This window comes from Streptomyces sp. NPDC104096 (genome assembly GCF_055584385.1).
Window position 1 is genome coordinate 24658 of record NZ_JBVJMD010000004.1, and the last position, 12762, is coordinate 37419.

The 12762-nt window shown below is 73.7% G+C and carries 13 protein-coding genes; 5 read left to right on the forward strand and 8 right to left on the reverse strand.

Annotated elements, in window-relative coordinates; genetic code table 11:
• Positions 1–113 precede the first annotated feature (113 nt).
• Entirely contained in the window at positions 114–461 is a 348-nt protein-coding gene (locus tag ACZ60B_RS06310) for a tetratricopeptide repeat protein (RefSeq protein WP_469384669.1), read from the forward strand.
• 115 nt (positions 462–576) lie between these two features.
• Here ACZ60B_RS06310 and ACZ60B_RS06315 read toward each other — a convergent pair whose 3' ends face one another.
• Positions 577–1986, reverse strand: a complete 1410-nt coding sequence (locus ACZ60B_RS06315) for a PepSY-associated TM helix domain-containing protein (protein WP_469384670.1) — start codon at positions 1984–1986, stop codon at positions 577–579.
• Between the two features lie 157 nt (positions 1987–2143).
• Here ACZ60B_RS06315 and ACZ60B_RS06320 point away from each other — a divergent pair, with 157 nt between their 5' ends.
• Complete coding sequence (locus tag ACZ60B_RS06320) at positions 2144–2791, forward strand: peptide deformylase (protein ID WP_469384671.1); 648 nt, start codon at positions 2144–2146, stop codon at positions 2789–2791.
• 63 nt (positions 2792–2854) lie between these two features.
• Here the strand turns inward: ACZ60B_RS06320 and ACZ60B_RS06325 are convergent, their stop codons facing one another.
• Positions 2855–4282 carry a dihydrolipoyl dehydrogenase family protein gene (locus tag ACZ60B_RS06325; protein WP_469384672.1) on the reverse strand — a complete coding sequence of 476 codons (1428 nt, stop codon included), beginning with the start codon at positions 4280–4282 and terminating at the stop codon, positions 2855–2857.
• 131 nt (positions 4283–4413) lie between these two features.
• Here ACZ60B_RS06325 and trxA point away from each other — a divergent pair, with 131 nt between their 5' ends.
• Entirely contained in the window at positions 4414–4800 is a 387-nt protein-coding gene (gene trxA, locus ACZ60B_RS06330; protein ID WP_469384673.1) for a thioredoxin, read from the forward strand.
• Positions 4801–4968: 168 nt separating this feature from the next.
• Here the strand turns inward: trxA and ACZ60B_RS06335 are convergent, their stop codons facing one another.
• The 3 genes from ACZ60B_RS06335 to ACZ60B_RS06345 form a co-directional block, all read right to left on the reverse strand.
• A complete protein-coding gene (locus ACZ60B_RS06335; protein ID WP_469384675.1) occupies positions 4969–6405 on the reverse strand; it encodes an aldehyde dehydrogenase family protein in 1437 nt (478 codons plus the stop codon).
• A gap of 240 nt (positions 6406–6645) precedes the next feature.
• A complete protein-coding gene (locus ACZ60B_RS06340; protein ID WP_469384676.1) occupies positions 6646–7680 on the reverse strand; it encodes a LacI family DNA-binding transcriptional regulator in 1035 nt (344 codons plus the stop codon).
• 91 nt (positions 7681–7771) lie between these two features.
• Positions 7772–8419, reverse strand: a complete 648-nt coding sequence (locus ACZ60B_RS06345; protein WP_469384678.1) for a TetR/AcrR family transcriptional regulator — start codon at positions 8417–8419, stop codon at positions 7772–7774.
• A gap of 115 nt (positions 8420–8534) precedes the next feature.
• On the opposite strand from ACZ60B_RS06345, the gene ACZ60B_RS06350 reads away from it, so the two are divergent.
• Entirely contained in the window at positions 8535–9098 is a 564-nt protein-coding gene (locus ACZ60B_RS06350) for an NAD(P)H-dependent oxidoreductase (RefSeq protein ID WP_469384680.1), read from the forward strand.
• Positions 9099–9253: 155 nt separating this feature from the next.
• On the opposite strand, the gene ACZ60B_RS06355 is transcribed toward ACZ60B_RS06350, so the two are convergent.
• On the reverse strand, positions 9254–10135 hold the full coding sequence (locus tag ACZ60B_RS06355; RefSeq protein ID WP_469384682.1) for an LLM class F420-dependent oxidoreductase: 882 nt from the start codon (positions 10133–10135) through the stop codon (positions 9254–9256).
• Positions 10136–10330: 195 nt separating this feature from the next.
• Here ACZ60B_RS06355 and ACZ60B_RS06360 point away from each other — a divergent pair, with 195 nt between their 5' ends.
• Complete coding sequence (locus ACZ60B_RS06360) at positions 10331–11341, forward strand: FkbM family methyltransferase (protein ID WP_469384683.1); 1011 nt, start codon at positions 10331–10333, stop codon at positions 11339–11341.
• Between the two features lie 48 nt (positions 11342–11389).
• Here the strand turns inward: ACZ60B_RS06360 and ACZ60B_RS06365 are convergent, their stop codons facing one another.
• Both ACZ60B_RS06365 and ACZ60B_RS06370 read right to left on the reverse strand, forming a co-directional pair.
• Entirely contained in the window at positions 11390–11980 is a 591-nt protein-coding gene (locus ACZ60B_RS06365) for a PadR family transcriptional regulator (protein ID WP_469384684.1), read from the reverse strand.
• Between the two features lie 27 nt (positions 11981–12007).
• On the reverse strand, positions 12008–12661 hold the full coding sequence (locus tag ACZ60B_RS06370) for an FMN-dependent NADH-azoreductase (RefSeq protein ID WP_469384686.1): 654 nt from the start codon (positions 12659–12661) through the stop codon (positions 12008–12010).
• Between the last annotated feature and the right edge of the window lie 101 nt (positions 12662–12762).

The window sequence follows — 12762 nt, forward strand, 5'->3', positions numbered from 1 at the left end:
GGGGCGGTCCGCCCGTGTGCGCCGGGCCGAGGACGGCCGTCCGCACCCGCGAGCCCGACGTAGTGGAATATTCAACAACCCTTGGCCGTTCTCGCCCCCGAAGGAGGTCACGAGTGGACACGACGTACTACGACCACGGAACGACGGCGGAGCGCTGGGAGCGCGGGCGGATGTTCTTCGACGCCGAGGAGTACGCGACGGCGGCCCGCGTCCTGGGCGGACTGGTCGAGGAGGTGCCCGAGCAGACGGCGGCCCGGCTGCTGCTGGCGCGCGCCTACTACCACTCGGCCCAACTGCGCCGCGCTGAGAGTGAGTTGCGCGTCATCGTGGACCGCGACCCGGTCGAGCACTACGCCCGGCTGATGCTGGGCCGCACGCTCCAGCGCCAGGGCCGGCACGAGGAGGCGGCCTCGCACCTGCGGATCGCCTCGGCACTGGCGGGCGACTTCGACCAGGTCTGACAGGTCTGGGCGGCCGCCCCCCGGGAGGGTGGCGGCCCGACCCGGGCTGCGGGGGCAGGCGGCGGGGGCAGGCGGCAGTCGCGCCGCGCGCCCCCGCCGCCATTCCGCTACGGCGTCACCCGGCCGCCGCCCCGCCGCCCGAGGTCCGCCTCCCCCGCCGGTGCGCGATCTCGCCGAGCACGACGTCGACGGCGACGAAACAGACCAGGGGGATGCCGAGCAGCGGCACGAAGTAGCCGAGGACGGCGACCGCCGCGAGGCCGGGGACGAGCACGTACGGCGGCACCTGCTGCCAGGAGCCGCGCGGTACCGGACGGCCGAACGCCGAGCCGCGGCCGCGCTGCCACCACATGCGGTAGCCCCACACGATCAGCAGGATCAGCGCGAGCGCGAGCAGCATCAGGGCGAGCTGGTTGACGAGCCCGAACAGGGCCCCGCTGTGCAGGTCGATGCCCCAGCGGGTCAGCTTGGCGAGCACCGGGTGGTCCGCGAACCGCAGCACGTCGGTGACCTCGCCGGTCGCCGGGTCGATCGCGACCGCGTCCTGCTTCGTGGGCCAGCTTCGCTGGATCTGCTTGACGACGTACGCGGAGGAGGCGTCCGCGGGCGGGACGATCTCCACCGGGTCGCCGAGTCCCTCGGCGCGCGCGGCGGCCAGCACCTTGTCGAGGCCGACCCCGTGTCCGGCGTCCCCGCCGGCGGTGGCCGCCGCGTCGTGCCCGGCGTGTTCGCCGCCGGCGGCAGTCGCGACGGAGGGGGTGGACTGGCCGAGCGAGGTGCGCAGTTCGTCGATGTTGGCGCCGGCGTACGTGGACCAGGTCAGACCGGTCGCCGAGAGGAACAGGAACCCGGCGGCGGCCCACACGCCCACGGTGCCGTGCAGGCCCAGGGTGCGACGCCGCCCGCTGGTGCCGCGCACCTTGCGCAGCGCGCGGCGGCGCGAGAACCACAGCGCCAGGCCGCCCAGCGCGACCACCCACAGCCAGCTCGCGGCGAGCTCGCTGTAGAGGCGGCCGGTCTCGCCCAGGTGGAGGTTGCGGTGGAGTTCGCTGATCCAGGTGCGCAGCGGCAACGCGCCGGACGAGCCGTACTGTTCGAGGGCGCCGCGCACCTTGCCGGTGTACGGGTCCACGAACACGGCGAGGGTGTGGTCGGCGCCGACGCCCTCGACGCCGGAGAGCAGCACCCGGGTGGTCGCGTCGGGCGCCGGCGAGGGCCGTACCGCCGTGACGGTGCCCTCGGGGTGCGCCTTGCGGGCCGCGGCCACCTGTGCGGAGATCGGCAGTTCGGCGTCGCCGACGGGCACGGTCATCTCGTGGGCGTACAGGAGCTTCTCGGCTTGGTACGAGCCGGCGTACAGCAGGCCGGTGACCGCGGCGACGAGCAGGAACGGGGCGACGAGCACGCCCGCGTAGAAGTGCAGTCGCAGGACCAGCGGGCGCAGTGTGGCCCACCCGCGGGGGGACGACGCGGGTGGAGCGGATTGCGGGGCCTCGTCCGTGGTGGTCGAGGGAGCGGTGGACATCGGCGGCTTCTCCGGCGGTCGGGGACGTGGGCTGCCAGGGCGGTGAGCGTGGCGGTCCAGTAGTCGGTGACGGGTCCGGCCGAGTTCCCCGGGCGTCAAGTGGCGTGTGTCACAGGCGAATGCCGTCGCTCGCGCGGGGCCGTGGCATGCTGGCTCGATGGCATCTCCGAGCGATCGCACTGCCCTTGTCGAACTGGTGGAGGAACTCCTCGCCACCGACGGTCCGTTGCCCATCGTCGCGGCCGGCGACCCGGTGCTGCGGGCCGGCACCGGGCGCTACGAGGGCGAGCTGGGGCCCGCGCTGCTGGCGCGTTTCGTCGAGGCGCTGCGCGTCACCATGCGGGCGGCGCCGGGGGTCGGGCTGGCGGCACCGCAGGTGGGCGTGCCGCTGCGGATCGCGGTGATCGAGGACCCGGCGCCGGTGTCCGAGGAGGTCCGGCTGGCCCGGGGCCGGGTGCCGCTGCCGTTCCGGGTGCTGGTCAATCCGTCGTACGCGCCCGTCGGAACGGCCCGTGCCGGGTTCTTCGAGGGCTGTCTGAGCGTGCCCGGCTGGCAGGCGGTGGTGGCGCGGGCCGCCGAGGTGCGGCTGACGGGCGAGGACGAGCACGGCCGGGCGCTGGACGAGGTGTTCACGGGCTGGCCCGCCCGGATCGTGCAGCACGAGACGGACCATCTGGACGGGATGCTCTACCTGGACCGGGCGGAGCCGCGCTCGCTGTCGTCGAACCGGGCGATGCTGGAGCGCTGGGCGGGCGCCACGCCCGAGGCGGCGGCGAAGGCCCTGGGGTTCGAGCTGCCCGGCTGAGCAGGGGCGGAGGACTGCCGGGTGCGTGTTCCGGGGCCCGGGCCGGGCCCCGGAACGGCCGGGTCAGCCCCGGTAGGCCTCCAGCAGGCGCAGCCACACCTCGCTGATCGTGGGGTACGACGGGACCGCGTGCCAGAGCCTGGCGATCGGCACCTCCGCGGCGACGGCGATCGTCGCCGAGTGGATCAGCTCGCCGACGCCGGGGCCGACGAGGGTGACGCCGAGGAGGGTCTCGCGGTCGAGGTCGACGACCATGCGGGCGCGGCCCCGGTAGCCGTCGCCGTACAGGCCCGCGCCGGCCGCCGAGGAGATGTCCACGTCGACCGCGCGCACGCGCCGGCCGGTCTGCTCGGCCTCCGCCAGGGACAGGCCGACCGCCGCGGCCTCCGGGTCGGTGAAGACGACCTGGGGGACGGCGCCGTGGTCGGCCGTGGCGGAGTGGGCTCCCCAGGCGCTGGTGTCCAGGGGGGTGCCGGCGGCGCGGGCGGCGATCGCGGCGCCCGCGATCCGGGCCTGGTACTTGCCCTGGTGGGTGAGCAGGGCGCGGTGGTTGACGTCACCGACGGCGTACAGCCAGTCGTTCCCGGTGACCCGGAGGCTGTCGTCGACCGGCAGCCAGGAGCCCGGCTCCAGGCCGATGGTGTCGAGGCCGATGTCGTCGGTGCGCGGGGCGCGGCCGGTGGCGAAGAGGATCTCGTCGGCCTCGATGCGGTCGCCGCTGTCGGTGACGACCACGACCGTGCCGTTCTCGCGGGTCACCGACTTCACGGCGGTGCCGGTGCGGACGTCGGCGCCCGCCTCGGTGAGCGCGTCGGCGACCAGTTCGCCCGCGAACGGCTCCATGCGGGCGAGCAGGCCCGCGCCGCGGACGAGGAGGGTCACCTGGGAGCCGAGGGCCTGCCAGGCGGTGGCCATCTCGGTGGCGACGACGCCTCCGCCCACCACCACGAGCCGTCCCGGGACCGCGTGCGCGCTGGTGGCCTCGCGGCTGGTCCAGGGCCGGACCTCGGCGAGGCCCGGCAGGCCGGGCAGCAGGGCGCGGGTGCCGGTGCACACGGCGACGGCGTGCCGGGCGGTGAGCACGTGCCGCTCGCCCTCCGGGCCGGTCACGGTGACCGTCCGGGGTCCGGCCAGGCGGCCCTGTCCGCGGTACAGCACGGCGCCGGTCCCCTCCAGCCACCCGACCTGGCCGTCGTCCTTCCAGTCGGAGGTGAAGTAGTCGCGGTGGGCGAGGACCGCGGCCGCGTCGAGGGGGCCCTGCACCGCCTGGCGCAGACCGGGCACGCGGCGGGCGTCGGCGCGGGCGATGACCGGGCGCAGCAGGGCCTTGCTGGGCATGCAGGCCCAGTAGGAGCACTCGCCGCCGACCAGTTCGCTCTCCACGACCGCGGTGGACAGGCCGGCCGCGCGGGTGCGGTCGGCGACGTTCTCCCCCACGGGCCCGGCCCCGAGCACCACGACGTCGTACGCGATGGATTCCGTTTCCGTCATGGCACACAGTCTGCGGGGTGGGGTGCGGGGTGGCCACATGGACGGGTGTGCCGGGCGGCGGTGGAATACCCTCCCGTGCGGCCGTGTTGTGCGGACGGCCTGGCCCCCACACCGGAAAGAGGGATGCGCGCATGAGCACCACCGTGGAGCTCACCAAGGAGAACTTCGACCAGACGGTCACGGAGAACGAGTTCGTCCTCATCGACTTCTGGGCTGCCTGGTGCGGGCCGTGCCGTCAGTTCGCACCGGTGTACGAGAAGGCGGCCGAGGCCAACCCGGACCTGGTCTTCGGCAAGATCGACACCGAGGCGCAGCCCGAGCTGGCCGCCGCCTTCGGCATCCAGTCCATTCCGACGCTGATGATCGTCCGCGACCAGGTCGCCGTCTTCGCCCAGCCGGGCGCGCTGCCGGAGCCCGCGCTCGCGGACCTGATCGGGCAGGCCCGGAAGCTGGACATGGACGAGGTGCGCAAGAGCATCGCCGAGCAGCAGGCGGGGTCCGGGCCCAAGGGCGAGTAGTCCGGGTCCGGACGACGCCGCTTGTCGCCCTCGGGCCCGGGCGTGGGTCCGGGTCCGGGCGACACGCCCCTCGGCCGTGAGCCCGGGTCCGGGCGACACCTCGTGCCGCCCCTGAGCCCGGGTCCGGGCGCCGCCTCCCGTCGTCGGTGGGTCCGGGCGCCGCGGCACTTAGAACGGGTACGGCGCCACGTCGCCGCGGACCGTCGTCCAGCGCACGTCGGTGAAGGCCTCCAGGTTGGCCTCGCCGCCGAAGCGGGCGCCGGTGCCGGACGCGGCGATGCCGCCGAAGGGCGCCACGGCCTCGTCGTTCACCGTCTGGTCGTTGATGTGGACGATGCCGGTCGGGATGCGCTCGGCGAGGTCCAGGCCGCGGGCTGCGTCGCGGGTGACGATGCCCAGGGAGAGGCCGTAGGGGCTCGCGGCGGCGAGCGCGGCCGCCTCGTCGGCGGTGGCGAAGGACCGTACGGGTGCGACCGGGCCGAAGACCTCCTGCGCGTAGGCGGGGGTGTGGTCGTCGACGTCCGCGAGGACGGTCGGCCGGTAGAAGAGGTCCTCGTGCGTCCCGCCCGCGGCGAGCTTGGCGCCCCCGGCGGTGCTCGACTCCACCAGTGCGTGCACCTTGGCGAGTTGGGTGCCGTCGATGAGCGGGCCGAGGTGGACCTGCGCGCGGTGCGGGTCGCCGACCGCGAGGGCGTCGGCCTTGGCGGCGAGCCGCTCGACGTACTCCGCGTACAGGGAGTGGTGCACGAGGTGGCGGCCGGTCGTCATGCAGATCTGGCCCTGGTGGAAGAACGAGCCCCAGGCCGCCGTGGAGATCACCGCGTCCAGGTCGGCGTCCTCCAGCACGACCAGGGCGGAGTTGCCGCCGAGTTCCAGGTGGGCCCGCTTCAGGTGCCGGCCGGCCGCCTCGCCGACGGCGCGGCCGGCCGCGGTGGAGCCGGTGAAGGAGATCACCGGCACCTGCGGGTCGGCGACCAGCGCCTGGCCGGCCTCGGGGCCGCCGGGCAGCACCGCCAGCAGGTGCTCGGGCAGGCCCGCCGCCGCGAGGACCGCGGCAAGGGCGAGGCCGCCGCAGACCGCGGTGCGCGGGTCGGGCTTCAGGACGACCGCGTTGCCGAGCGCCAGGGCCGGGGCGACGGAACGGATGGAGAGGATCAGCGGGGCGTTGAACGGGGCGATCACGCCCACCACGCCGACCGGGACGCGCCGTGTGTACGACAGCCGGGGCCCCTCGCTGGGCAGCACCTGTCCGGCCGGACGGGAGGCCAGCGCGGCGGCCTCGTAGCACTCCTGCGCGGCGACGTGCAGCTCGAAGTCGGCCTTGCCGGGGATCGACCCCGATTCACGGACGAGCCACTCCCGCAGCTCGTCCGCGTGCGCCGTGAACAGGTCGCCCGCCTTGCGCAGCACCCCGGCGCGCACGAAGTGCGGCACGCGCGCCCACTCCCGCTGGGCGGCGCGGGCGTCGGCCGCGGCGGCGCGGACGTCCTCGGCGGTGGCCAGGGCGACCGTGCCGAGCCGGTCGCCGGTGGCGGGCTCGGTGACGGCGTACTCGGGTCCCGTCAGGGTCCGGGCCTGCCAGGTCCTGGGGTCGAGCAACGGCATGGCGGCTCTCCGTTCGTGACCGGCGGGACTCGGGGCGGGAGTCCCGTGCGGTACGCGGCCGGTGTCGGCGGCCGCGTGGCGGGACACGGCCGGTGGGGCGGCCGTGCGGCGGGGCGCGGTGATCCGGCGCAGCCGCGCGAGCCGCGTCCGGTGGTCGAACACATCCCCATCTGGTTGAGCGCGCAACATCCTAGGGCCTGTCCGGCGGATCCGGCCGCAGACGCGGGCAGCGTCTTCGCCTCAGCTGGATTCGCGGTGCACCACCGAGGAACCGAGGACCTGGTGCGTCCCGGGCGCCGCGCCGGGGTCGCGCACGGCGCGGTCGACCAGTTCGGCGAGCTCACGGCCGGACGGCAGCTCGATGTGGACCGTGCTCAGCCGGGGCCGCAGCAGCCGGCCGAGCATCAGGTCGTCGGCGCCGATGACGGCCGTCTCCGCCGGGATGCGCACACCGTCGTCCTGGAGGGCGCGCATCAGCAGCATCCCGTACTCGTCGTTGTACGTGAACACGGCGTCCAGGCCCAGCTCCCGCCGGCGGGCGGCGAGTCGGGCGGCGGACTCCTCCTCGTAGGCGAGGGGCAGTTCGGTGACGACGGCGTCGGTGCCCGCCAGCGCGTCGCGCACCCCGGCGAGGCGGAGCCGGGAGAGCGATTCCAGGCCGGGCTCCTCGGGGACGACGACGCCGACCCGACGACGGCCACGGGCGTACAGGTGCGCACCGGCGGCCCGGCCGACCCCCTCGTGGTCCATGAGCAGGGCGTGGGCGCCCTCGACAGGTTCGGAACCGAGGGTGACCACGGCCCGGGCGCCGGAGCGCTTGAGCACCGCCACGCCGGCCGGGCCGAGTTCGACGCCGGGCACCAGGACGGCGACCGGCCGGAGCTCGGCCCAGGCGCGGGCGGCCTCGTCGCCGTGCAACCCGACACTGCCGTACTGCACGACCGTGTAGTCGAGCCGGCCGAGCGCCCACTGGAGGTCGTTCAGGAACTGGCTGTAGAGCGGGCCCGCCTGGACGGCCGGTGCGGGCATGAGCACCATGCGGCTGTGCCCGGCGCGCAGGCTGCGGGCGGCCGCGTGCGGGACGTACCCCAGTTCCTTCGCGGCCTGGTGGACGCGGCGGCGGGTGGGTTCGCTGATCCGCACGGCACTGGTGTTGTTCAGGACGTAGGAGACGGTCGCGCGCGAGACGCCGGCCAGTCTGGCCACGTCGGCGCTCGTGGGCACGGAGCGCGGTGCGGGCAGCGCGGGCGTGGTCGATTTCGGTATCTGCACCATGAGGTACCGCATCTTGGCAGAGGCATGGGCGCGGGGCCCGAGCGGGGGACGGCCGTTCACTGTGCAACAACGTGCGGGTGTCCGGACGGTTTCACTCCGTGACGCGTGTCACCAGATCCGCCCAGTTCGCCTCGATACGTTCCAGGGACATACCGCACTGCCGGGTCAGATGGTGGATCAGCGCCGGACTGAGCTGGGCCATCAGGGTGTGGGCGAGCATCTCGGTGTCCGCGGCCGGCACGGCCAGCCGCAGCAGCATGGCGACATGAGCGTGCTGCACCTGCCGGGCCGGTACGGAGAACCGGCGCTCGGCGCTCGGCTCGGCCGCCAGTTGCAGATCCAGTTCGTCCACCGAGCGGCGCAGCAGCGCGCAGCCGAACGCCCGCAGCCGCTCCGCCGGGGGCGCCCCGGGGCCCAGCGGCGGCGGTCCGCAGAGGAACGCGGCCTGCAACTTCTTCTCGGAGTGGTCGAGCAGCGCCGTGAGCAGACCGGTGCGGTCGCCGAAGCGGCGGAAGACCGTCCCCTTGCCGACGGAGGCCTCCGCGGCCACCGCCTCCATCGTGACGCCCGCGGCCCCGTGCTCCGCGATCAGGCGTGCGGCCGCGTCCAGCAGCCGGGCCCGGTTGCGCGCGGCGTCGGCGCGCAGGCACGGCTCGTCCTGCGCGGTGCCGAGCTGGAGCAACTCGGGCTCTCCGACCGGGAATTCCGGTTTCGCGAGGGGAGGCAGGGTTCCGGACATGAACTCAGCGTAAAGCATCCGGAATGAAGTGGACCGCGGTCCGGTTACAGTGGTACCCATAAACGGACCTCGGTCCGGATTGTTTCGTCAGTGTTTCAGCATCCTGGGAGTTCGCATGTCTGTCCGTATTCTCGCGCTCGTCGGTAGCCTCCGCGCCGGTTCGCACAACCGTCAGCTCGCCGAGGCGGCCGTCAAGCTGGCTCCCGAGGGCGCCGAGGTCGAGCTGTACGAAGGCCTGGCCGAGATCCCGTTCTACAACGAGGACATCGACGTCGAGGGCGGCGTCCCGGCCGCCGCCGCCAAGCTGCGCGCCGCCGCCCAGGAGGCCGACGCGCTCCTGCTGTTCTCGCCCGAGTACAACGGCACCATCCCGGCCGTCCTGAAGAACGCCATCGACTGGCTGTCCCGTCCGTACGGCGCCGGCGCCCTCAACGGCAAGCCCGTCGCCGTGGTCGGCACCGCCTTCGGCCAGTACGGCGGCGTGTGGGCGCAGGACGAGACCCGCAAGGCCGCGGGCATCGCGGGCGCCAAGGTGCTCGAGGACGTCAAGCTGTCCATCCCGGGCTCCGTCGTCCGCTTCGCCGAGACCCACCCGGTCGACGACGCCGAGGTCGCCGCCCAGCTGACCGACGTCATCGCCCGTCTGCACGGTCACGCCGGCGCGTCCGTCGCCGCCTGACCGCGGTCGACACTCCCGTCGAGGGGGGCCGGAGCCCGGTGGCCCGGCCCCTCTCGCGCGTCACCCCGCGGGACCGCCCCCTGCGCCCCTCGCGTTCGGCAGCACCTGATCCCGCGACCTGGAACCGCGACCGCGGCCGGGCGGTTGCGCGTACGTCAGTCGAGTTCGGCCAGATGGCGTACGGCCGGGGCCACGAAGCTCTCGATCCAGGCGGCGGGCTCGCCCAGTCGCGGCGCGAGGATCACGGTGTCGATGCCGAGCCCCGCGTAGCCGCGGATGTCGCGCAGGAAGGCGTCGAGGTCGCCCGTGGTGGCCGACTCCCCGGTGTACGCGATCGTCCTGCGGATCGTCGCGGGGTCGCGCCCCTCGGCGTCGCAGTGCTCGCGCAGCACGTCGAGCTTGTGCCGGATCTGTTCGGGCGACTCCGCGATCAGGTTGCAGGCGTCGGCGTACCGGGCGACCAGCCGCAGCGTCTTGCGCTCGCCACCGCCGCCGATCATGATCTCCGGGTGCGGCGCGCTGACCGGCGCCGGCACGCACAGGGTCTCGGCGAGCTTGTAGTGCCTGCCCTCGAACGGGCCGTCGTCCCGCGGGTCCCACATCCGCAGACAGATCCGCAGCGTCTCCTCCAGCCGCTCGAACCGCTCCGCGACCGGCGGGAACGGCACCCCTAGCCCCTCGTGCTCCCGGTCGTACCAGGCCGCGCCGATGCCCAGGGCGGCCCGGCCGCCGGAGAGCACGTCGAGCGTGGTGACGATCTTGGCGAGCAGTCCGGGGTGCCGGTAGGTCACGCCGGTCACGAGCGCGCCCAGCCGCACGGTGGAGGTGTGCCCGGCGAGGTAGCCGAGCGTCGTGTAGGCCTCCAGCATCGGGTCCTCGACGCCGCCGTTGAACTCCATCTGGAAGTAGTGGTCCATGACCGACAGCCAGCCGACCCCCGCCGCCTCGGCCGCGGCCCCCGTCGCGGCGAGCTCGGCCCCGAGCGCGGGCCCGCCCCCGGAGTGGTCGAACCGGTTGATGTGCACACCCGCATGCATGTCCGTCTCCGCTCGCCCGGATCTCCGCCGACCCTGACGACGCTAGGCCTTCGAGCGCTCTCGAAGGCAAGCGACACCGGGTGCGGCGACAGCGGCGGGCGGCATCGGACGGGGCCGGTCAGGTGTCGTTCATCGGAGGGACAAATCTTATTCATAGGGGTGATGGCCGACCGCCCCGTCTGCAAGGGTGAGGCGATGCAGACCGCTTACCGAAGACTGCTGAAACTGATGCCCCGACTGGGCCTTCAGGTGACCGATCTCGGCCCCGGCACCGCTGTGGTCTCCCGGCGCGGAGGGCGGATCCGGATCCCCCTGGGGCCGGGTGCGGACGTGCTCGCCAGGGACAACGGCCGCTACACGGTGGCCGGTGCCGGCGCGGACGCCTGGGTCGTGCGGCGCCGAACGTCGGGCGTCCAGCAGGAGGAGAGCGTCGGGCAGTCGACCGCCGTCCGCCTCGGCGACAGCGGGGCGAGCCTGCTGCTGGACCCGGCGGCCGGGAACGACGAACGCAAGCTGCAGCTCGCGGCGGCCGAGTACCTCTGCCACCAGCACGTGGCCGGGATGCTGGAGCTGTACGGAGTGAACTGCGTGTTCGACGTGGGGGCCAACCGGGGCCAGTACGCCCGGCGGCTGCGCCGCTTCGGCTACACCGGCCGCATCGTCTCCTTCGAGCCCACCGCCGAGCACTTCGCCACGCTGGAGAAGGCCGCCGCGGACGACCCGGACTGGTGGGTGTACTCGTACGGCCTCGGCCGTGAGGACACCACGAGCACCATCCACACGGGCTGGAACACCATGAACTCGCTGCTCCCGCCCAGCGACTACGGCAAGGGCCGCTACGTCCGGTTCAGGAAGAGCGACACCGAGGAGATCCAGATCCGGCGTCTGGACTCGATGATGGAGAAGGCGCTCGACGGCATCGACACGCCCCGCCCGTTCCTGAAGATGGACACCCAGGGATACGACCTGGAGGTGTTCGCCGGCGGCGGCGACCGCGTCGCGGAGTTCGTGGGACTCCAGTCGGAGGTCGCGTTGCTGCGACTGTACGAGGGCAGCCCGCCGATGACCGAGGCGATCGGCGTCTACGAGGCCGCCGGCTTCGGGATCACCGGGATGTACCCGGTGACCCGCGAGGCCGACACCGGCCGGGTGATCGAGTTCGACTGCGTGATGATGCGCGCGGACGCCGCCGCCCGCAAGAACTGACGGGAGCCGACCGGGGGCGGCCGGCCCCGGCAGGTCCGCCTGCCGGGATCAGCCCCCCACCGGCGTGCCGGTCCGCGCGGTGCGCCGGGCGAGCAGCCGCAGGGCCAGCTCGCCCCACTGGAGGTTGGCGCGCTCCAGCGCCAGGCCCGCCTGAAGGGTGAGGTAGGGGCCGATGCGCTCGCCCGTGCCGCAGTACTCCTCCTCGGTCCGCCCGGCCAGCAGCCGTTCCCGGGCCCGTTCGTAGCGGGCGAGTTTGGCGGCGGACCGTTCGCCGCGCCGTACGATCTCGGCGCGGACGGCGTCGACGTCGCCCGGGTCGCCCAGATCGACGCACTGCACCTTGACCAGCAGTTCGTCCCGGATCGCCAGCGGCTTGGCGGAGCCCTCCGCGAGGAAGGCGCGGACGGCGCCGTGCCCGGCGTCGGTGAGCGAGAAGAGCCGCTTGTTGGGCCGGCGCTCCTGCTCCACGACCCGTGCGGCGACGAGCCCCTCGCCCGCCATGCGTTCCAGTTCCCGGTAGATCTGCTGCGGGGTGGCCATCCAGAAGTTGGCGACCGAGGCCTCGAAGCCCTTCGCGAGGTCGTACCCGGACGCCTCGCCCTCCAGGAGCGCGGCCATCACCGCGTTGCGCAGAGCCATGCGGTCGAACGTAACACCCCGGCCGGGTCAGGCCGCGAGGCGCTCCACCACCCCCTTGGCCTTGACGGCCGCGTCCTGGTGGGCGCGCTCGCGGGAGGCCTCGAACAGCGGGACCAGCTCGGCCATCGCCGGGTTGTGCGGGGCCATGGTGAGCTCGGGGACGATGAAGTCGACGTCCAGGGCGAGCATGTCGCGCAGCACGGCCTCCAGATAGTTCTGCACGTGGTCGAAGCCCTCGCGCGGGGTGCCGGGTCCGTAGGCGCCGCCGCGGCTGGCGACCACGGTCACGGGGGTGCCCTTGATCTTCGACTCCTCGTTCATCGCGGTGCGGCCGACCATGATCACGCTGTCCAGCCACGCCTTGAGGGTCGAGGGGATCGCGAGGTTGTACATCGGGGCGCCGATCACCACGGCGTCGGCCTGCTCCAGCTCCTCCACCAGCCGGACGCGCTCGGCGAGGGCGGCGGCCTGTGCGGGCGTGTGCGTGGCGGGGTCGGCGAAGGCGGCCGTGTGGGCGTCGGCGGTGATGTGCGGGACGGGGTGCGCGGCGAGGTCGCGGTAGATCACCTTGCCCTCCGGGTGCTGCTCCTCCCAGGTCCTGCGGAAGGCGTCCGTGACGGAACGGGACGCGGACGCCTCGTTCGGGAGAACGGACGAGTCGATGTGCAGCAACGTGGCCATGAGTGTCTCCAAAGGAGTGGAGCCCACCCCGGAAGGCGGGCTGAGGTTTCGTACCTACCTATGAATAACACAGTCACTTACTATTTTTCATCCCCGCACGG

Coding starts and splice junctions, on each gene's coding strand:
- ACZ60B_RS06315 (WP_469384670.1), bottom strand. CDS start 1,986: ATGTCCACCGCTCCCTCGACCACCACGGACGAGGCCCCGCAATCCGCT.
- ACZ60B_RS06320 (WP_469384671.1), top strand. CDS start 2,144: ATGGCATCTCCGAGCGATCGCACTGCCCTTGTCGAACTGGTGGAGGAA.
- ACZ60B_RS06325 (WP_469384672.1), bottom strand. CDS start 4,282: ATGACGGAAACGGAATCCATCGCGTACGACGTCGTGGTGCTCGGGGCC.
- trxA (WP_469384673.1), top strand. CDS start 4,414: ATGAGCACCACCGTGGAGCTCACCAAGGAGAACTTCGACCAGACGGTC.
- ACZ60B_RS06335 (WP_469384675.1), bottom strand. CDS start 6,405: ATGCCGTTGCTCGACCCCAGGACCTGGCAGGCCCGGACCCTGACGGGA.
- ACZ60B_RS06340 (WP_469384676.1), bottom strand. CDS start 7,680: ATGGTGCAGATACCGAAATCGACCACGCCCGCGCTGCCCGCACCGCGC.
- ACZ60B_RS06345 (WP_469384678.1), bottom strand. CDS start 8,419: ATGTCCGGAACCCTGCCTCCCCTCGCGAAACCGGAATTCCCGGTCGGA.
- ACZ60B_RS06350 (WP_469384680.1), top strand. CDS start 8,535: ATGTCTGTCCGTATTCTCGCGCTCGTCGGTAGCCTCCGCGCCGGTTCG.
- ACZ60B_RS06355 (WP_469384682.1), bottom strand. CDS start 10,135: ATGCATGCGGGTGTGCACATCAACCGGTTCGACCACTCCGGGGGCGGG.
- ACZ60B_RS06360 (WP_469384683.1), top strand. CDS start 10,331: ATGCAGACCGCTTACCGAAGACTGCTGAAACTGATGCCCCGACTGGGC.
- ACZ60B_RS06365 (WP_469384684.1), bottom strand. CDS start 11,980: ATGGCTCTGCGCAACGCGGTGATGGCCGCGCTCCTGGAGGGCGAGGCG.
- ACZ60B_RS06370 (WP_469384686.1), bottom strand. CDS start 12,661: ATGGCCACGTTGCTGCACATCGACTCGTCCGTTCTCCCGAACGAGGCG.